Origin of the sequence: Streptomyces sp. NPDC048612 (assembly GCF_043199295.1) — a bacterium.
GTDB lineage: Bacteria > Actinomycetota > Actinomycetes > Streptomycetales > Streptomycetaceae > Streptomyces.
Genome location: NZ_JBICVV010000005.1, coordinates 127,988 through 146,718, shown reverse-complemented (window position 1 = coordinate 146,718; position 18,731 = coordinate 127,988). Strand labels below are relative to the sequence as shown.

19 protein-coding genes are annotated in these 18,731 nt (G+C 70.7%); 9 read left to right on the top strand and 10 right to left on the bottom strand.

Annotation, left to right across the window (positions count from 1 at the left end):
- Positions 1-1,164 (top strand): IPT/TIG domain-containing protein (locus ACGFN2_RS10840; RefSeq protein WP_393359216.1); only part of this gene is annotated, 1,164 nt, incomplete at its 5' end.
- 186 nt (positions 1,165-1,350) lie between these two features.
- On the top strand, positions 1,351-1,983 hold the full coding sequence (locus tag ACGFN2_RS10835; RefSeq protein WP_362611959.1) for a GNAT family N-acetyltransferase: 633 nt from the start codon (positions 1,351-1,353) through the stop codon (positions 1,981-1,983).
- 33 nt (positions 1,984-2,016) lie between these two features.
- Here the strand turns inward: ACGFN2_RS10835 and ACGFN2_RS10830 are convergent, their stop codons facing one another.
- Positions 2,017-3,171, bottom strand: coding sequence for a serine hydrolase domain-containing protein (locus ACGFN2_RS10830; RefSeq protein WP_362611962.1), 1,155 nt, complete (start codon positions 3,169-3,171; stop codon positions 2,017-2,019).
- Positions 3,172-3,571: 400 nt separating this feature from the next.
- On the opposite strand from ACGFN2_RS10830, the gene ACGFN2_RS10825 reads away from it, so the two are divergent.
- The 3 genes from ACGFN2_RS10825 (at position 3,572) to ACGFN2_RS10815 (ending at position 6,461) form a co-directional block, all read left to right on the top strand.
- Positions 3,572-4,135 (top strand): GNAT family N-acetyltransferase, encoded by a 564-nt coding sequence (locus ACGFN2_RS10825; protein WP_393359213.1) that lies wholly within the window; start codon positions 3,572-3,574, stop codon positions 4,133-4,135.
- Positions 4,136-4,300: 165 nt separating this feature from the next.
- Positions 4,301-5,755, top strand: coding sequence for an MFS transporter (locus ACGFN2_RS10820; protein WP_393359211.1), 1,455 nt, complete (start codon positions 4,301-4,303; stop codon positions 5,753-5,755).
- 190 nt (positions 5,756-5,945) lie between these two features.
- Positions 5,946-6,461 (top strand): hypothetical protein, encoded by a 516-nt coding sequence (locus ACGFN2_RS10815; protein ID WP_362611970.1) that lies wholly within the window; start codon positions 5,946-5,948, stop codon positions 6,459-6,461.
- A gap of 47 nt (positions 6,462-6,508) precedes the next feature.
- On the opposite strand, the gene ACGFN2_RS10810 is transcribed toward ACGFN2_RS10815, so the two are convergent.
- The 5 genes from ACGFN2_RS10810 to ACGFN2_RS10790 form a co-directional block, all read right to left on the bottom strand.
- On the bottom strand, positions 6,509-7,168 hold the full coding sequence (locus ACGFN2_RS10810) for a hypothetical protein (RefSeq protein WP_393359209.1): 660 nt from the start codon (positions 7,166-7,168) through the stop codon (positions 6,509-6,511).
- Between the two features lie 152 nt (positions 7,169-7,320).
- Positions 7,321-8,700 (bottom strand): SufS family cysteine desulfurase, encoded by a 1,380-nt coding sequence (locus ACGFN2_RS10805; protein WP_393359207.1) that lies wholly within the window; start codon positions 8,698-8,700, stop codon positions 7,321-7,323.
- Entirely contained in the window at positions 8,687-10,069 is a 1,383-nt protein-coding gene (locus ACGFN2_RS10800) for a family 2B encapsulin nanocompartment shell protein (RefSeq protein WP_393359205.1), read from the bottom strand. The genes ACGFN2_RS10805 and ACGFN2_RS10800 overlap by 14 nt, the downstream gene beginning before the upstream one ends.
- 447 nt (positions 10,070-10,516) lie before the next feature.
- Entirely contained in the window at positions 10,517-10,819 is a 303-nt protein-coding gene (locus tag ACGFN2_RS10795) for a hypothetical protein (protein WP_362611980.1), read from the bottom strand.
- A gap of 145 nt (positions 10,820-10,964) precedes the next feature.
- On the bottom strand, positions 10,965-11,570 hold the full coding sequence (locus ACGFN2_RS10790) for a TetR/AcrR family transcriptional regulator (protein ID WP_393359203.1): 606 nt from the start codon (positions 11,568-11,570) through the stop codon (positions 10,965-10,967).
- Positions 11,571-11,752: 182 nt separating this feature from the next.
- Between ACGFN2_RS10790 and ACGFN2_RS10785 the strand changes: the two genes are divergently transcribed.
- Together ACGFN2_RS10785 and ACGFN2_RS10780 are read left to right on the top strand one after the other, a co-directional pair.
- On the top strand, positions 11,753-12,475 hold the full coding sequence (locus ACGFN2_RS10785) for a hypothetical protein (protein ID WP_393359201.1): 723 nt from the start codon (positions 11,753-11,755) through the stop codon (positions 12,473-12,475).
- A gap of 591 nt (positions 12,476-13,066) precedes the next feature.
- On the top strand, positions 13,067-13,423 hold the full coding sequence (locus ACGFN2_RS10780; protein WP_362611985.1) for a hypothetical protein: 357 nt from the start codon (positions 13,067-13,069) through the stop codon (positions 13,421-13,423).
- A gap of 120 nt (positions 13,424-13,543) precedes the next feature.
- On the opposite strand, the gene ACGFN2_RS10775 is transcribed toward ACGFN2_RS10780, so the two are convergent.
- Both ACGFN2_RS10775 and ACGFN2_RS10770 read right to left on the bottom strand, forming a co-directional pair.
- Entirely contained in the window at positions 13,544-13,771 is a 228-nt protein-coding gene (locus ACGFN2_RS10775) for a DUF6480 family protein (protein WP_393359199.1), read from the bottom strand.
- 152 nt (positions 13,772-13,923) lie between these two features.
- On the bottom strand, positions 13,924-15,660 hold the full coding sequence (locus ACGFN2_RS10770; RefSeq protein ID WP_393359197.1) for a sensor histidine kinase: 1,737 nt from the start codon (positions 15,658-15,660) through the stop codon (positions 13,924-13,926).
- Positions 15,661-15,895: 235 nt separating this feature from the next.
- Between ACGFN2_RS10770 and ACGFN2_RS10765 the strand changes: the two genes are divergently transcribed.
- Positions 15,896-16,840, top strand: a complete 945-nt coding sequence (locus ACGFN2_RS10765; RefSeq protein ID WP_393359195.1) for a hypothetical protein — start codon at positions 15,896-15,898, stop codon at positions 16,838-16,840.
- A gap of 151 nt (positions 16,841-16,991) precedes the next feature.
- Here the strand turns inward: ACGFN2_RS10765 and ACGFN2_RS10760 are convergent, their stop codons facing one another.
- Positions 16,992-17,375: a peptidase inhibitor family I36 protein gene (locus ACGFN2_RS10760; RefSeq protein ID WP_362611994.1), complete on the bottom strand. Its 384-nt coding sequence runs from the start codon at positions 17,373-17,375 to the stop codon at positions 16,992-16,994.
- A gap of 351 nt (positions 17,376-17,726) precedes the next feature.
- Positions 17,727-18,230, bottom strand: a complete 504-nt coding sequence (locus ACGFN2_RS10755) for an NUDIX hydrolase (RefSeq protein WP_393359193.1) — start codon at positions 18,228-18,230, stop codon at positions 17,727-17,729.
- A gap of 194 nt (positions 18,231-18,424) precedes the next feature.
- Here ACGFN2_RS10755 and ACGFN2_RS10750 point away from each other — a divergent pair, with 194 nt between their 5' ends.
- Positions 18,425-18,697 carry a hypothetical protein gene (locus ACGFN2_RS10750; protein ID WP_362611999.1) on the top strand — a complete coding sequence of 91 codons (273 nt, stop codon included), beginning with the start codon at positions 18,425-18,427 and terminating at the stop codon, positions 18,695-18,697.
- The last annotated feature ends 34 nt before the right edge of the window (positions 18,698-18,731 follow it).

The window sequence follows — 18,731 nt, the reverse complement described above, 5'->3', positions numbered from 1 at the left end:
GCGGTGCGGTTCGGTTCGGTGTCGGCTGTGTTTACGGTGAATTCGAGTTCGCAGATCACGGCGACCGCGCCACCGGGGACGGGGACCGTGCAGGTGACGGTGGTGACACCGGGCGGCACGAGCAACGGCGTGGCGTTCACCTATGTCTCGGTGCCCGCGCCGGTCCTGACCTCGGCGGTCCCCAACTCCGGTCCGACCGCGGGCGGGACGACGGTCACCCTCACCGGCACGGCACTGGCCACCACCACCGACGTACGGTTCGGCAGCACACCCGCGACCTCCTTCACCGTCGTCTCCGACACCCATGTCACCGCCGTCGCCCCGGCCGGCACCGGCACCGTACAGATCACCGTCACGACCCCGAGCGGCATCAGCAACGGCCTCCCCTACACCTACTCCGGGGCCCCCACGCTGACCGGCATCAGCCCCAACTCCGGTCCGACCGCGGGCGGCAACACCGTCACCCTCACCGGCACCAATCTCACCGGGGCCTCTTCGGTCACCTTCGGCGGCACCCCGGCGGCCTCCGTGACGGTGATCTCCCCGACACAGATCACCGCCGTGGTCCCGGCGGCCACCGCCGGGCCGGTCGACGTCACCGTCATCACCCCGGGCGGCACCAGCACCCTCCCGAAGGCCTACTTCTACGTCAGCGCCCCGGTCCTCACCGCGGTCCTCCCGCTCTCCGGACCGCTCGGGGGCGGGAACACCGTCACCCTCACCGGCACACACCTCGTCGAGGCCACCGCGGTGCGCTTCGGGTCCACCCCCGCCACCTCGTTCACGGTGGTGTCGGACAGCCAGATCACCGCCGTGGTCCCGGCGGGGGCCGCCGGACAGGTGGGGGTCACCGTCACCACGGTCGGCGGAACGAGCAACCCGGTCTCCTACACCTACCTGGCGGCGCCCACCATCACGACGCTGGCTCCGACCCAGGGCCCCACCTCCGGCGGCACCACCGTCACCCTCACCGGCACCAACTTCGCCCAGACCACCACGGTGCTCTTCGGCGGCGTGCCCACCGGGTTCACCGTCGTCTCCGACACCCATCTCGTCGCCGACGTCCTTGCCGGTCCCGCCGGTCCGGTCAATGTCACCGTCACCACCCCCGGCGGCACCAGCGCCCCGAAGGTCTATACCCGCGTCGCGTCCCCCGGCATCTGAGACGGCCGCGGCCCGCGGCACCGACAGCCCTTCTCCCACCGGCCGCAGAGACACCGGGCCGGCGGTGCGCCCTCTCCCCGCCTTCCCGTAGGCGGGGAGAGGGCGCACCGAAAAGGGGATGCTGCCCCGCCGGACGATCACGTAATGTGCCCTCCCGTTGTATGACACTTACTTCGGGAGGGTTCGATGATTCCGGAACTGGTCAGGACCTGGGTATCCGGCTGGGCCGTATCGCGGCGCACACCGAGGCCGGCCGAGCTGCCCTGGGGGCTGTACATCGAGGTGGGACGGCCGGGCCAGGTGGGGCGCCATGTCCTGCCGGAGGCCCACGAGTCCGCGGTGCGGGAGGCCGCCGCCTCGGTCACCGTGCCGCACACCTGGCTCAAGGTGCCCGGGGAGCCTGCCGAGGTCAGCCGCTGGCTCCCCGCTGGCTGGGTGGTGGACAAGGAGGAGACCGGCCACTTGATGGCCACGGACCTGCGGGCCACGACCCCGACCGTGCCCGACGGCTACACCGCCGACGTGGCGACGCGCGACGGTGTCACCTACGTCCAAGTGCGGGACACCGCAGGGGAGTTGGCGGCGAAGGGCCAGATGGCTGTCCTCGGACCGGCCGCCGTCATCGACTGTGTCACCACCGAGTCGGCCCATCGACGTCGCGGCCTGGGCGCCTTCGTGATGCGAACCCTCGCCGATCACGCCGTGTCCGAAGGAGCGGCCCTCGGGGTGCTCGGCGCGACCGACGAAGGCCGGGCGCTGTACGAAACGCTGGACTGGAAGGCGTACGCACCGCTGGTGGCGTGCATCTACCGGCCGTGACGGCGGCACCTCGGCCGCGTGGGCCGAAGCCCCTCACCCTTCGGCCGCGCACCGCCAGAAGTCGCGCACCAGGGCGGGCGGTGTCGGCGCGGTCAGCTCCAGCTGGCTGAGCAGGATGGTGACGGTGCCGGTGGACGGGGTGAGGTGCGCCGCCGTTCCGGTGCCGCCGATCCAGCCGTAGCGTCCCGGCACGTTCCACGGCTCGACGGCCGCGATGTCCACCGAGCCGCCGAAACCCCAGCCCTGGCCCTCCAGGAACAGCCTGCCGGCCTCGCGCTGGGCGGGTGTCAGCTGGTCGGTGGTCATCTGCCGCACCGAACCGGCCGACAACAACGGGCGGCCGTCGACGCTCCCGCCGGCGAGCAGCATCCGCGCGAAGGCGTGCCAGTCATCGACGGTCGAGACCAGGCCCCCGGCGCCGGACGGGAATGCCGGACGGCGGCTCCACTGCCCGTCGGGAGCATCGACCAGCTCCAGGCCGCCCGCGGCACCGGCGGCCCGGTAGTAGCTGGTGAACCGGTCGCGCTTGCCGGGCGGCACCTCGAACCCGGTGTCCGCCATCCCGAGCGGCTCGAACAGTCGCTCCGCGAGGAACTCGGGCAGCGGACGGCCGGCGACCCTGGCGACCAGCACGCCCTGGATGTCGGAGCAGGTGTTGTACAGCCAGCCGTCGCCCGGCTGGTGCAGCAGCGGAATGCGGGACAACGCCGCCATCCAGGCGTCCGGCGCCGCGACCAGCTGCGGCTGCGGCGGTCCTTGCTTCAGCTCGCTGAACAACAGCGCGACGGCAGGCAGGGAGAAGTCGGCCGGGAAGCCGTAACCGGCCCGCGAGGTGAGCAGATCGGCCACGGTGATCGGCCGGGCGGCGGGGACCACGTCGTCGACCGGTGCGTCCGGGGTACGGACGACAACGGGCGACGCCAGCTCCGGCAGCCAGGGCGCCACCGGGTCGTCCAGCGCGATCCGGCCGTCCTCGACCAGCATCATCACCGCCGCGGCGACGACGGGTTTGGTGAGCGAGGCGATCCGGAAGATCGATTCCCTGGTCATGGGCGACGTGCCGTCGGTGTCCACCGAGCCGACGGCGCGGACCTCGGTCCGGTCGCCGCGCGCCACCAGGCCCACCGCCCCCGGTGCCGCGCCGTCGCCGAGGTGCCTCTCCAGGGTGTCGTGCAATGCGTCGGTCATGCGTGCCACCTTCCCGAGTGTGCGGTCGGAACCAAGACTCCCGGCCCGGCAGGCATTCATCGGTCTGCGTCCGCCGAGCCCGACCCGTTCGGCCGACACTCGCCTGCGCCCGCAGGTCACCGCGCCCGTACGTCACCGCGCCCGGCCCACCCGTAGGCAGCTCCGCCGCCGCGTGCTCATCCGGGGATGCGGGCCGGTGATGCGGAGGGGGTCGCGCCCGGAGGAGGGCGAAGGCGGGCAAAAGGGCAGGCGGGGGCCGTCGGGGCGGGCCCGTGTGGGACTATTCCGGGCGCGGTGCCGAGCGAGCTTCGCAGCCGGCGCCGCTCCTGCCGCCGCGTGCGGCAGGAGAGCCGCGCTGGAGCGCTGGTGCGTACACGTCGGGTCGGGCAGGGAGAACTGGGTGTTTGCGATATCGCTGGGTGATGATGGTGCCGAGCTGCGGCCGCTGGAGCCGTGGCATGCCGGGGAATTCCTCGCGCACATGGACCGGGGCCGCGAGTACATCGGCCGGTTCGTCTCCATGCCGGACCGTGTCACCGACCTCGCGTCCGCCACCTCGCTCCTCCAGTTGTACGCGGACAAGGCCGCGGCCGACACCGGCCGTTTCTACGGCATCTGGAGCGACGGTGTGCTCATCGGCGGTGTCCTGTTCCGGACCTTCGACGTCACGTTCGGTACCTGCGAGGTCGGCTGCTGGCTGGAGGAGTCGGCGGTCGGGCGCGGGCTGATCACGCGCGCGATCCGGGTGCTCATCGACTGGGCCGTCGACCAGCGGGGGATACACCGCGTGGAGTGGATCGCGGCCGCGGGCAACGCCCCCAGCATCAAGGTCGCCGAGCGGCTCGGCATGGTGCGCGAAGGAGTGCAGCGGGAGAGTTACCCGTACCGGGGCGTGCGCCACGACATGGAGGTCTGGTCGGTCCTGGCCCCCGAGTGGCGCCGGCAGCGGGAAGCCGGTCGCTGACGACGGGGGCTGACTGCTCACGAGGGCCGGCTGATTGTGGGGAGCTTCGCTCCCGGACGTCCTGGGTTGAACCCCGGGTTGAGGGTTTGCCGCCCAACAGCCCTGCACGATGGGCCAGTTGCGGCACAAAGTCTCCGGTCGGGCTTCAATGGAACGCTGGAAGTCATGACTGCCGACAACAGCGAACTACCCGGCCCGAGGCTCACTCCCGACCCCGACCCCGACTCCGACCCCGCCACCGCCCCGCCCCGGTGGCGGGAGCTTCTGGGGCCGGAGCACCGTGGCGCCGCGCTCGTGCTGGCCGCCGGTGTGCTCGTCGGCGCCGTCAACATCTACCTGGCGTCGAGCCTGTTGCCCACCGCGGTGGCCGAGATCGGCGGCGAGAGTCTCTACGCGTGGAACATGACGCTCTACCTCGTCGCCATGGTCATCGCGACGATGCTCGTCAGCCGGTGCCTCGCACGAGCGGGCGGTGCCGGTGCCTACCTCACCGGGTTCGCCGTGTTCCTGGTGGGCTCGCTGGCCTGTGCGGTGAGTCCGACGATGCCGGTGCTGCTTTTGGGCCGCTGTCTCCAGGGACTCGGCGCCGGACTGCTGTCCGGACTGGGGTTCGCCGTCATCCGCTCCGCCCTGCCACGCCGGCTCTGGACCCGCGGCAACGCGCTGATGTCGGCGATGTACGGCGTCGGGAACTTCGCCGGTCCGGCGCTCGGCGGCCTCTTCGCCCAGTTCGGCTCCTGGCGTGGGGCGTTCGTCCTGATGGCGGCGGTCGCGGCGGTGTGCGGCGCGGCCGTTCCCCGGGTGCTGCCCCGAGGCGAACGCGGCGGCGTGGCGGTTCCGGTCCCGGTCGTGTCGCTGGTGCTGGTCACGGCCGCCACCACGGCCGTCAGCGTGTCGGGAGTCCTGCCCGACACCCGGGCGCGGGCGGCGGGCATCGCGGCGGCGCTGCTTCTGGTCGTCGGATTCGCCGCCCATGAGCGCCGGAGCGAGCGACGGGTCTTCCCAGGCGCGACGTACCAGGAGGGGGCCGCGCTGAAGTGGGTCTACCTGACGCTCGGGCTGCTGGCCTTCGGCGTCGCCGTCGAGTCCTTCGTCCCGCTGTTCGGCCAGCGGCTGGCCGGGCTGCCGCCACTCGCCGCCGGGTTCCTCGGCGCGGCCCTCTCCCTCGGATGGTCGCTGACCCAGATGGGCAGCTCCTCGGCCGTACGGGAGCACACCGTACGCCGACTGCGCACCCTCGGCCCGGTGGTGCTCGCGCTCGGCCTCCTCGTCCTGGGGCTGTTGCAGCGCGCACCCGCGTCGCTCTGGTGGGTGGTCAGCTGGGTGCCGGTGCTGGGCGTCGCCGGTGCGGGCATCGGGATGGCCTACCCCCACCTGTCCGTGGCCGCGATGACGGCCGCCAAGGACCCGGAGGAGGGACGGCAGGCGGCCGCGGCGATCGCCACCGTGACGACGATGTCCACCGCGTTCGGCACGGCGGTCGCCGGGGTGCTGGTCAGCCTGGGCGGACGCTCGATGCTCGACTCGGCACGGTGGCTGCTGCTCGGCTTCGCCGCCCTCTGCGCCCTCGGCGCCTTCACCGCGCGCGCCGCGGACCGCCCGGGCCACCACCCCGGATGACGTCACCCGCCGCCCCGTCGCAATATCCCCGGTCGCCGCGAACGACGCCGACGGCCGCATATGGGCAATACGCCTGCGCCCGCCGCCCCGATACGCCATCATGTCGCCAACGCGCCGGGCTTCCGGTCGGTCACTGCGAGGTGCCGGCGCATCAGGTACGCCCCAACGGGCGCTACACAGGGGGAATTTCATGAGGACTGTTCAGCGAACCCTGCTCTCCGGAGCGCTGACCGGCGTGCTGGCGCTGACCATGGCGGCGGGGACCGCCGGCGCCGCCACACCGGCCGACAAGGGACCTGACACCGCGACCGGAACCACCACCCTCCGCACGGTGGACGCCCGCAGCGGTGACGTGATCACCTGCAAGGTCACCACACACCTCCCGCACTACTCTCACCACGCCCACGCCGACAACCGGCACATGGTGAACGTCACCGCCGACGTCAAGTGCACCAAGCCGGTCGCCCAACTCGCCCTCCGCGTCGGCCTGTACAAGAACGGAACCCTCTACAAGCAGAGCGGCGCCAAGGTCAACCGCGGCCGGAACAAGGTCAGCCAGAACGCCGCGCGCCGCTGCGTCAAGCGGCAGAAGTACACCGGTTACTCCGTCGGCGTGGTGACCTTCCCGCCCGGTTACACCCCGCACACCAAGCAGGTGACGCACACCAGCGCCACGGTCCGCATCAACGCCTGCAAGAAGCGCTGACCCCGCGGGACGGGCAGACGCCCGGCCTGCTGTGAGAGGCGACCGGCTCAACCGAGCCGGTCGCCGAGCGCCGCCGGAAGAACCTCCAGCTCCGGTGCGCCCGCCAGTTGCTCCGCCAGGCGCGCCGAGCAGCCGATGTAGGTGGAGCTGAGATCCACGTCCGTGGCGACGCACCAGGCCCGGTCCTGAGGCCACCACAGGTTCGGCGACTGCGGAAAGAAGACCCCGGCGCTCCGGTCTCCCATGGCCGTCGCCGCCTCGACCGGCCCCTCGTAGAGCGCGTAGGCGCGGCCGCTCAACTGCACCTTCGGCCCGCTGTCATCGGACCAGCCCCACCCTTCCCACAGGCCGAAGAGGCACTGCCGCGGAGTCTCCGTCCCCGCCGCCAGCACCGCACACAGCGCCGTCAGTACATGCTCGGGCAGCGAGCCCTCCCACGGCGGCTCCTCACCCGGCCCGGCCACCTCCTCGAAACGCGACAGAGGATGCAGCGCGCGCCCCGACCGCTGTGCGACCTCCGCCCATCGCTCGAACCGGCCGTCCGACGGCTCGCTGGGGTGCAGCAGCCGTACGTACGCCTCGAAGCCGGCCGGCAGCAGGGCATGAATCCCGCTGTCGAACCCGCCGACGCCCTCCTCGATCCAGCGGGCCGACGCGACATCATCGACCCGCCGCGGCGGCTCTACCTCGTCCGGTGACCCCGTCATGGTCGGTTCCCCCTCCTGTGCGGCCTTGCGCCCAGTATGAACCGTGCACGGGGTCGGCGGGGCGTTGTCCACAGGCGGCTCGGGAACGGGGAGACGCCCGCGCCGACGCCGCCGACCGGGAGCCGGCCGGCGGCGCCGTACGCACGGGAACGTCAGGTGGCCTGCTGCAACTGCTGCAGGGAGGCCACCAGCTTGTCCACCTCCTCGGACGTGTTGTAGAGGGCGAGCGAGGCACGGGCCGCGCTCGCCAGGCCGTAGTGGGCCAGCGCCGGCTGGGCGCAGTGGTGCCCGGCCCGGATGGCGATGCCGTCACGGTCCAGCCACGCGGCGATCTCCGATGGGTCGTGGCCGGCGAGGGTGAAGGTCAGCACGGCGATCCGGTCGGGCGCCGAGCCCACCAGCTCCAGTCCCGGAACCGTGGCCAGGGCTTGCTGTGCATACCCCATCAGTGAGGTCTCGTACGCGGTGATGGCGTCGCGGTCGAAGGAGGTCAGCCAGTTCAGTGCGGCCAGCAGACCGACCACACCGGAGATGTGTCCGGTACCGGCCTCCAGGAGGTGAGGGACGGGGGCATAGGTGGTACGGGTGAAGTCGACGGAATCGATCATGTTGCCGCCGCCCTGCCACGGCGCCATGTCCCGCAGGATCTCCGGCTTGGCGTACAGCGCGCCGATGCCCGTGGGGGCGAACAGCTTGTGGCCGGAGAACACATAGAAGTCGGCGTCCAGGTCCTGCACGTCGACGGGGAAGTGCGCCACCGCCTGCGCCCCGTCGACCAGCACCTTGGCCCCGTAGCGATGGGCGAGTGCGGTCATCTCGCGCACCGGCGGGACGGTGCCGAGCACGTTCGATGCCTGGCTCAGCGCGACGAGCTGGGTGCGCATGGAGAGCAGGTCGTCGTACGCGGTGAGGTCGATCTGCCCGTCAGGACCCAGTGGTACGGGGACCACCCGGGCCCGGGTCTGCTGGGCGATCAACTGCCAGGGGACGATGTTGGAATGGTGCTCCAGCACCGGCACCAGGATGTCGTCCCCGGGGCCGAGGTTCGCCCGGCCCCAGCTCTGGGCGACGAGATTGATGGCCTCGGTGGTGCCGCGTACGAAGACGATGTCGTCCGGTGACGGCGCCCCCAGGAACTGGGCGACCGCCGACCGGCCCGCCTCGTACGCCTCGGTGGCCTCCCGGGCCATGGTGTGCGCACCGCGGTGGATGTTGGAGTTGGCGGACCCGTAGAAGCCGGCCAGTGCCTCGATGACCTGGCGCGGTTTCTGGGTGGTGGCCCCGTTGTCCAGCCAGACCAGCGGGTGCCCGTTCACCGTCCGGTGCAGGATCGGGACATCGCGTCGCGCCAACTCCGGTGAGAAGGCGGCCGTCTGTCCGGGGAGTCCGGTGAACCGTGCGGGGTGGCCGTCCGGGGCGGACAAGTCCGTGGGTGGAGTCGTGGCCGGATCGGGCGACACCAGACCGTCGCCGAGCAGCTGGGGAGTCGGTGCCCCGGGCCACAGACTCCGGACAACGTCAGGAGTAGTCATGGTAGTTGGAGACCTCGACGTTCTGGAGCACGGCGACCGCGTCCTCGACCAGCACCGCCGTATTGAAGTAGGCCGTCATCAGGTAGGACGTGATGCCCTTCTGGTCGACGCCCATGTTCCGCATCGACAGCCCGGGCTCCACCTCGTCCTCGACCTTCGCGGGACGCAGACCCACCACGCCCTGCTCGGCCTCGCCGACGCGCATCAGCAGGATCTCGGTGGTGCCGATGCCGGCGCTGCCGGAGAACCGGACCTTGTCCGAGGGGAGCAACGGGACACCACGCCAGCTCAGCAGCGGGCTGCCGAACCGGGTGTCGATGACCGGGGGCACCCCCCGGCGCGTGCACTCCCGGCCGAACGCCGCGATCGCCCTGGGGTGCGCGAGGAAGAAACCGGGCTGCTTCCAGACCCGGGTCAGCAGCTCGTCCAGGTCGTCGGGGGTCGGGGACCCGGTGCGCGCCTGGACCCGCTGCCCGGGAGCCACATTGTTGAAGAGACCGAACTCCGGGTGGTTGAGCAGCGCGGCCTCCTGCCGCTCACGCAGCGCGTGTGCGGTGAGGTTGGACTGCGCCCGGATCTGGTCGATGGGCCCGTTGTAGAGGTCGGAGACCCGGGTGTGCACACGCAGCACGGTCTGGGCGAGGCTCATGTGGTACTCGCGGGGCGTGTCCTCGTAGTCGACGAACGTCGCGGGCAGGTCGGGCTCACCGACGTGCCCGGAACTGAGATCGACCGGCACCTCGGCGCCCGGCAGGACACCGTCCGCCGAGAGGTACGCGTCCATCGCACCCCGCACCGCCGTGTCGCGCTCGCACAGCCCCTCCAGCACGCTGCGCTCGACGCAGAGCGCCACACCGGGGGTGAGCGCCCGGACGCGGTAGGGGAGTGGTTCGGAACGGGTCCAGGCGTCGAGGTCGAAGAACTGGCCGTCGCCGATCACTTCGAGTACCGCGTCCTCGCCGTAGCGGCCGCTGACCCGCTTCTCGGCGCGGCCCTGGGCGATCACCCACAGCTTGTCGTGCGCGTCGCCGTCCTGGGCCAGCAACTGCCCGGCCTCGAAGCTGACTTCGGTGAAGGAGCCCGCCAGTTCGGAGAGCAGGGCGTCATCGGCATCCCGGAGGTACGGCAGCTCCCGCAGGTCTCCAGGGATGACACGGGGCGAACCGCCGTCGTTGTGGATGCTGATGCGGTCGTCCCCGAGGACATAGGTACGCCGGCGGTTGACGCGGAAGACGCCAGCTTCCACGTCCACCCAGGGCAGGGCCCGCAGGAGGTAGCGCGGGGTGATGCCGCGCATCTTCGGGCTGGTCTTGGTAGTGGTCGCGAGCTGCCGTGCCGCATCCGGGCTGAGACTAGTCTGGTCGTTCACAGGACCTCCTCGCCGACGTGCGTGCCGGTCGGCCGGAACACGGCCGACCGGGACGCGGGAAGTCTGATCGTCGGGTCGCCGTCCGCCACCCGCAACCAGTGCTCCGCCGGCGTACGGCCGGAAATGCTCGCTGCACTGAATGCGCAGTCTCGAATGCCTGCGCGACTACCTGGAGTTCCAGCGCTGCCACCATACGTAGTAATCTCGCGAAGATCACTTGCGTCGGTGTCCCGACCCGTCGTATGACATCACCCGACGCCCGATTTGCGACGTGATTTACCCTCATAACGGTGCTTTGTGATTCCTAAAGGCGGCCTTATGGCGCTGCCTCATCGCGCTCCGTCGGTGCCCGCGAAGCGCAACTCCGCCAATACGCAAGGGTGTTGTGTACGGACGCTAGGCGGACGGGTGAGGGGCGTCGGCCGCACGGCTCTCGCGTCGCCGCTGTCACACCAGCCCGGTCTGTGACTTGCTGAACAGCACGCCCTTCGAATAGAAGAACACCGCGTTGCTGCTGCCGTCGGCGCCGTAGCAGGTCCAGGTGGTCGGGTAGTCGTCGGCGCGCTCGGATTCGCTGTTCTGCCGGCAAGTGTTGGTGTAGGCGAAGAGGCTCTTCTCCTTGCTCCCTGCCTTGATCTTCCGGAATTCGGCGAGGGTCAGCGGGTCGGCGGTGGCGGCGCTGCCTTCGTAGGCGCAGGCGATCACGACGAAGCTGAGGATGCAGCCGCCGGCTATCGCACTCTTTTTCACGGGTGGGTCGTCCTTTGTAGCGGGTTGGGGGATCGGCGGGGCAAGTGTTTGTCGCTGAGCGGTGGTTCGCGGTTCGTCGTGCGATCATCCTTCGTCGTGGGGGTGCGTGCGGCGCGCCGTCATCCCGGGGCGGCGTCCCCGCTGCTCATGCGGCTCGCTCACCGCGCAGGAATCGCTGCAGAATGAGGAGCAGGGTGGGCAGTTGCCCGGCCGGGTCGAAGGACGGCTCGGTGGCGGCGCTGGTGTACATCGAGGCGATGAGGGCCATGACCCACGAGGCGGTGTCGCGCGGGTCGAGCTCGGGGTCGATCTGACCGGCGGCGGCAGCCCTGGTGAGCAGTTGCGTGATCACCGCGTGCTCATCGGTGCTGTCCTGGCTGAGGAGTTCCGCGAGTTCGGGGTCGCGGTGTGCCTGGAGCATGGCCTCCATCACCAGCGGCGGGGCCATGGGTTCCGCGGCGGGGGAGGCCAGGAAGCGCACGACGTCCAGGAGGGCGGTCCACGGGTCGGCATCGGCCGTCGCCCGGGCCAGCCGCTCGGCCTTCTCGTCCTTGTCGTCCTGGAGGAGGGCGACGAAGATCGCGCGCTTGTTGGGGAAGTAGTGGAACACGTTCCCCGAGCTCATTCCGGCGGCCTTGCAGATCTGCGCCGTCGTGGTGCGCTCGAAACCCTGCGTGGCGAACAGCTCGGACGCGGCGTTCACGATGTGCTGACGCCGCGCTGCATGTTTCGCCGGATCGATCGTCCTCATGGCATCACCTTATGGCCGACGGTACTCGGCCTGGCCTGGTGCTCTCGCGCATCCCCCAATATTAGACCGAGCACTCGGTTTATGATGAGCCGCTGCTCTTGCGCCTCACCGCTTCTGCACCTCGCCGCGCCGGCGCCCGCCGGCCGATGCGACGCAGGCAATCCCTGAAGGGCGACACGCTCATGAAAGACCGGCTCGCGCACCACCACTCGACGGGCACCCCCACGGTGCTGAAGCAACCGGCCTGGATGGCGGCGCTGGTTCACCTCGTTCTCGTGCTGTTAGGGGCCGGAGCCGGCTGGCTGGTCACGGTCCTGGTGGAGTGGCTGGTGACGCTGCCCTGGGCGCCGATGCAAGGACCGGCCAGGCTCCTGACCTCGGTTCCGGAGCCCTGGCTCACGGTCGGTCTGCTCTCCGCCGGAGCGGTGCTGGGGCTGATCGTGGCCCTTATCGCGCGATACGAGGAGCTCTCCGTCGCCGTCTCGAACGAGCGGATCACTCTTACCCGGAAGGCTAAGGACCAGGAGTTCGCGCGGCACCGCATCCAGCAGGTGTTCCTGGACGGCAAGCAACTCGTGCTGCTCGGCGCGGAGAACGACGAACTCGCGCGGGAGTCCTGCGACCTGGATGCCCGGCGCGTCGCCGACGCCTTCCGGGCGCACGGCTACACCTGGGTGGACGAGGACCCCTGCAAGGACGACTTCCGGCGCTGGGTGTCGGACATGCCGGGACTACCCACCGGAGCCGACGCCCTGCTCAAGGCCCGCGCACGGCTGCTCGACAAGAAGAGCGCAGGTGTCACCGACGAACTCCTCGAACTGCGCGCGGAGTTGGCCCGGCTCGGGGTCGTCGTACGGGACGAGAAGAGGTGCCAGTACTGGCGGCTCAGCGGGCGACGAGGGTGAGCCGGCGATGAGGGGGAGGGACGAGGAGCGTGCGGTGGTCCCTACGGGTCCACCACGCCTCCCATCAGCGGCTTTCGCGTCGGCTCCGGGGACCTTCGTGGCGCTGCACGCTCGCGACCCCGACGGCGGCTCAGGGGGAGGTCAGCCCGGAGTACGACCGCTGACGCGACCACGGTCTGATGACTCCCGCCGCCCCTCACCGTTAACTTCGACTCGTATCGGACGAGACGGCGTAGGAGAGACGGGGGGAGAGAAGTGAGCGGGGGAGAACAGCTGCGAAGAACTGGCCGGTGTGTTCAGCTTCGCCGGTGAGACGGCCGGCAAGGTCTGTGGCCAGGCCGCCGATGCCGCGTTCGCCGACGTCCCGGCGCTCATAGCGGGGGTGGGCTGACCTCGCGCGGCGGACGGTGCGGCGGACGGTGCGACAGCCTGCGGGGTAGCTGAACGATGCCACGGAGCGGGCTCGGCCGGGCCCTTGGTCGGTACAGGTGTGTTGTTCAGAAAATGGGCGTTCGGCGAAGACTGCTGCGCGGTACGGGGATTCTGCCGATCTGCTGCCCGCGGCCTCGGCCGGTCGCTACGGTGACGGGCATGGATTCCAGCGACGCGTCTGGCGCCGATGAGTGGCCCCTGCCTCCTCCATGGATGTGGAGCTGCCAGAAGTGCACCGAGCTGTACAAGGCGATGAAGCGGGCCCCCGAGGCGGTGGACGCCGCACGGAAGGCAGGGGAGCCGGGGGTGGACTACGACCCCCTCGACACGGTGGTGTCCACCCAGATCCGGCTCGCCCGGCACATCGCCACCCAGCACGCTGCGGATGTCCCCGCCCTCGACCCGTCATGCGACAGGTGTACCTGGGACCAGCAGCGGGAGATTCCTCCCGTACTCGTCCTGGAACACCGTGCGCGTCACGTCTTCGCCCCGCCGAGCATCGCCGGTCTGCTGTAGCGCCTGCGGCACCTGCCGAGGGCCGAGGGCCGAGGGCCGAGTGCGGCGTGTGGAGCGCGGAGGGTGCGGCGATGCCGCGCCGACACCGGCGATACCTCGGATGCTCTGCGTGACCGAGAGCTACAGCGCGACCGTCACCGCGTAGGCGATGAAGAACGCCGCGCAGAGTACGACGAGGATGCCGAGGAGGATGACCGGGCCTTTGGACCAGCCGCGCGTCTGTTTGTCGCGGGGCCCGGTTTCCGCCCCGGTGCTGCCCTCGGCCGCAGGTGTCTCCTCAGGCGGCACCCCGCCGCCGGGCCCGAGGCCGGGTGCGCCGCGATCTGGTTCCGGATGTTGAGTACCCATACAGGAAGCTTGCCCGATATCGACCGAATCCATCGGTGGGGAGCTGCAGGGCTTCGGCCAAGCGGGCGCGCCGACGCGGGGACGGGGGGACGTGCCGAGCCCCGGTCCCGACCTGCTGCGGAGGCGCGCCCACGTGGTGGTGGCGGCTCCGCTCAGGGCAGGGGCACGGTGGCCGTGATCCGGAAGCCGCCGTTTTCCAGGGCCCCGGCCTCGAAGGTGCCGCCGAGCACGGTCACCCGCTCGCCCAGCCCCACCAGACCGTGGCCGCCGCTCGGCAGCAGGCTGGGCACGGGCCCGTTCGGGGCCTCGTTCTCCACGATCACCCGCACGGCGTCCTTCTGGTAGCGCACCTCGACCCGGGCCGGTACCTTGCCCGCGTGCTTGTGGGCGTTGGTCAGTCCTTCCTGGATCACCCGGTACAGGGTGGGCTGGACCGTGGAGTCCGTGGCCGGCGGTTCGCCGATGACGTCGAAGGCGATCTCCATGCCGGCCGCCCGGGACTCCTCCACCAGGGTCGCGAGGTCCTCCGGCGTCGGCTGCGGAGAGAGCGGAACCTGCTGCTCCGCGTCATTCAGGCGCAGCACCCCGAGCACCTGGCGCAGCTCGTTCAGCGCCTGCCGGCCCATGTCCCCGATCAGCTTCCCGGTGTCCGCGGCCACTCCCTGGCCGCCGGCTCCGGCTTCCAGGGCCCCGGCGTGGACCACCATCAGGCTCACCCGGTGGGAGACCACATCGTGCATCTCCCGCGCGATGCGGGTCCGCTCCTCCATCCGGGCCTGTGAAGCCAGCAGGTGCTGCTCCCGTTCCAGCCGGTCCGCCCGGTCCTGGAGGGTCACCACCAGACTCCGCTTGGCTCCCCGGTACATGCCGAACAGCACCGGCACCACTACGGAGGGCACCACGAGGAAGACCGTGAAGGGCACGAACCGCTCGGCGTCGAACTCCGTGGTGAACGCGGTCCACCCGATGAGGACCACGGCCGCCGCGCCCGAACCGAGGAGCAGGTTGCGCCGCGACGACCCGTACTTCGCCAGTGCGTAGAGGCTCACGGGGAGGATGCTGAAGGACGGAAGGACGAGTGGCAGGAGGACCACCGCGACCGCGGCGAGCGTGTCCGGATAGCGCCGCCGCCAGATCAGCGCCATGCCCTGCGCCATGACGAGTACGACGAAGACCGCCGGCGGCAGCATCAGCGGATCGTCCTCCGCGCCGTTCAGGCCGCTGACCAGCGCGATCGGGTTCGCCAGCGGGAAGAGCAGGACGAGCAGGACGTCGAACAGCATCGCGCTCCGGTGCTCCCACCACCAGGGCTGCCGCGGAGTTCTCGGGTAGAGGCCGAGCAGTACCGGTACCACCACGGCGATCAGGCCGGCGAATGCGATGAGCACCGGAATCGCCGCGAAGTTCCCCCCGTGGTGCGGGACATACGTCCGCAGTTGCAATACGGCGACGCCCACCACGAGCGCCAGGCCGGCCGGAGCGGCGACGAACACCGTACGCAGCCGCGGGGTGTGCCGGGCCAGCGAGTAGAACGCCACCATCGTGGCCAGCACGGAGCCGGTGCCCAGGACGAGCCCGCCGGTGATGACCGCGGCGACCACCACGGGGAAACGGCGCCGCAGCACCAGCAGCAGCGCGGCCACGACCGTGACCCAGGTCTCCCAGCCCTGCGGGAGCAGGCTGTGCAGATGCCCGTCCGGGAAGGCGGAGCGGAACTGTGCGTCGAACCACGCACAGCCCACGGCGATCAGAACGTCCAGGGCGGTCGCGCCCCACGGACGCCACCACGAGGGAAGCGCAGGAAGCCGGAACAGCGGGCCCGGAGCGGACTGCGCCCGATCCGGAAGTGGTGCGGGCGCGGCGGCGGAACCGGCAACCTCAGCGGGCATAGGGGAAACCAAACGGACGTGCGGACAATTCCCGGTATGTTACGTCGCTTCGGCCGGACCGGAGCCTCCCGAGAACGTCTTCCCAGCAGACCCGTAGCCGCCGTCCGCCGTGTGCCGTGGCTGCTGTCGCGCTGTTCAGCGCCTTGCCGCAAGTGTGGCCCCGCGGTGGAGGGCACCGTTGGCCCGTACGCCCACGGCCTGCCCCTCCGGCCGCCCCCCGGACTACAGTCCCAGAATGCGGCGCGCGAACCTCACCTCTCCTCCCGATGGCACCTGGTCCGGCCTGTCGCTGGAGGTCCAGCAACGCCCCAGGCCGGATCTGTGCCTGCTGACCGCACCGCCGCACCGGTTGCTGCTGGCCCAGGGAGGTACACCGGTACTGCTCGGCGTGGTGGACCCGCCCGCCCATGGAGTGGACTTCTACCGCACGGGCCACTACCGGTCCCCCGTGCCGCCGCTGCGGGCCTCCACGGCGCGCGCCTACGGAGGGTCCACCGAGCGGTGGGCCCATCGCTTCGCGGATCTGCTGGCCACCTCGCCCGGGACGCCCCTGCACGACGGCCGCTGGGTGCTGTCCCCCGACCCCCGGCTGCGCCACTGGAACCATGCCCGCCGCACACCCGCCGAGTACTGGAGCTCGATGCTCATAGAGGGCCACCCGGACGGCTATGTCGACTGGTACGTCCACAACGGCTCGTTCGAGATCTTCCCGCTGCGGCCCATGCCGGACGCCGGCGACAGCCGGGTCAAGGCCTACCGGAAGCAGGCCCTGGACGGGACTCTGCCGCCCGTACTGCTCTGGTGGGTCAGCGGTCTGGACTGCCCGCTCATCCTGGACGGCCATGCCCGCCTCGCCGCGGCCATCGCCGAGTCGGCCGAACCGGCACTGCTGGAACTCCACCGGACCGTCCCCGAGGACGAGGCGCACACCGCGACACACCACGCGGTGTCGGCGTACGAGACCGAACTGACCCGCTTCGCCGAGCTGCGCGCCCTTCACGGGCCCGGCGTCCCCGACGGCGCCGAGTTCGCCGGGCCGATACTGAGCCGCCGACTCCACGAAGCGCGCACCGGACACCGCCCCACCTGGGCCTGGCCACTGCCCGGCGGCACAGAGGAATGGGAACGCATCGCCCGGGATCACACCGCCGGGCACTGGAACCTCGACGAACTGCCGTGACCTGCCGTGACCTGACCTGGCAGACATCCTCCCCCGCGCCCGCGAGGGAGGATGTCCAGTCAACCGGCCCCGTACCACTCCGTTCCGCGTGACCCCTTCAACCAAAGCTCACAGCACCGGAGTTGGGCCTACCGTCGAGACGATTCCGTTCCTACTGAGGCTTGAAGGAACGGATTTGGTAGCTGCCCTGCAAGTTGCCGCCGGCGTGCGCGGGGGTGGAGCCGACACGGGCGTGATAGTTGGTCTGGGTGTAGTACTGCACACGGTGCCCGGTGTTGTTCCAGACGGAACGCACGTTCTGCCCCCGCTGGATGAAGGAACAGTCGTCGGCGGTGTTGGCCTTACTGGCCTGCGACCACTGGCAGCGGGTTCCGCCACCGTTCCAGTCGCTGTAGATGCAGAAGTACCCGGAACTGCAGTTGTAGGCGGCCAGGCCGGTGCCTTCCGTGGGGATCGCGTGGGCGGTGGGAGCGGCGCTGAAGGCGGCGGCGGCCAGGGCGGTTGCGGCGAGGGCGAACGAGTGAAGTCGGCGCATGGCAAAGCTCCTTTTCCTGGTGAGGACGGGAACAGTCATGCCGCTGTGGACCGGCGGAGGAGGATCGTGTGCAGGGGGAGGGCCACGACTACGGGTGGCATGGGCGGGTCGGCCTGCGAGGCGCCGGCGGGCGGCCTGACGAATCGCCACCAGTATGGTCCGCGCCCGTATCCGTCCTCAGAGCATTTCTGGCCGGACCAACAGCGGTTGGAGCACGGCAGCGTATGAACCGGGCGTACGCCGCGCGCTGCGCTCCGACACCTCGCGGCACAACGTCCGCTCACCGGTAGCCCCTCACCGATGAAGCCGCCACGAGGGACACAGCTGGAGGCCGCCCCGCGCCAAGTGGCCTCAGGTCCGGCCGTGGTCGTCCCGTAGCACCCTGGCGATGAGGTCGTGGATGAAGTAGGTGGCGGGGGCTCGGTTTTCCTTGAGGCGGGGGAGGGTGTCGGGGCCGAACCAGTCGTGGGCGGTGTGCTTGGGCCGTTCCAGGCGGGGGTGGGTGAGGTCGCCGTCGACTTCGACGAGGTAGTCGGCCTCCCGTCGTGTTCCGTTGCCGTCGTCGCCGGTCCAGGTGCTGACATCGAGCAGTTGTCGCACCCGGCGCAGGTGCCAGCCGGTCTCTTCGGTGATTTCCCGGGCGAGGGCGTCCAGCAGGGGTTCGCCGGCCTCGACGTGTCCGCCGACGATGTCCCAGCAGTCCGGGAAGAGGCGGCGGCCGGGGCCGCGCTTCTGGGCGAAGGCCTTGCCGTCCTGGTTCAGGATGACCGCTCCGACCACCCATACCTCGCCGTCGGCGGGGACGGGGAACTCCACACCGTTGTCCACGGCCACGTCGCGCTGTTCGTCCGGCATGGGCTCACGGTAGGGCCACGGCCCGTCACGCGGCGGACGGCGGCTCGAATTCGACGGCCGGTGCTCCGCGCGCGACCTGCGGGGATGCGTGGTGTGGCGGGACCGGAGCGGGGACTCCGTCGGCCGGGCGGCGTTCGTGGCCAGGGGCGTCGTGTGGTTTGCGAGCCGGGTGTGGCGCGGGGCACCCTTGCGGCATGTCATACGTAAGGCTTGAGGCCTGGATCGGTGGAGAGTGGCTGGAGGTCGACGCTGTGAGCGTCACCGTGATGGACTCCGCGCTGACCCTCTCCTTTGAGCATCAGCGAACCGAGTCCGGGTACCGGAGCCTGATCTGGGAGCCCCTGGAGAAGTTCCTCCGGGAGTACCGCGACGAGCCGCTCGTCGTCGTCCCCCTGGGCCGCAATCTGCCGGTGATGTTCGGTCCCGGTGCGGCGGGGCCCTTCCGGCTGGCGGAGATGCGGGACTGACCGCGCCGCCGGCCGCTTCGGTCGGCGCCGCTCC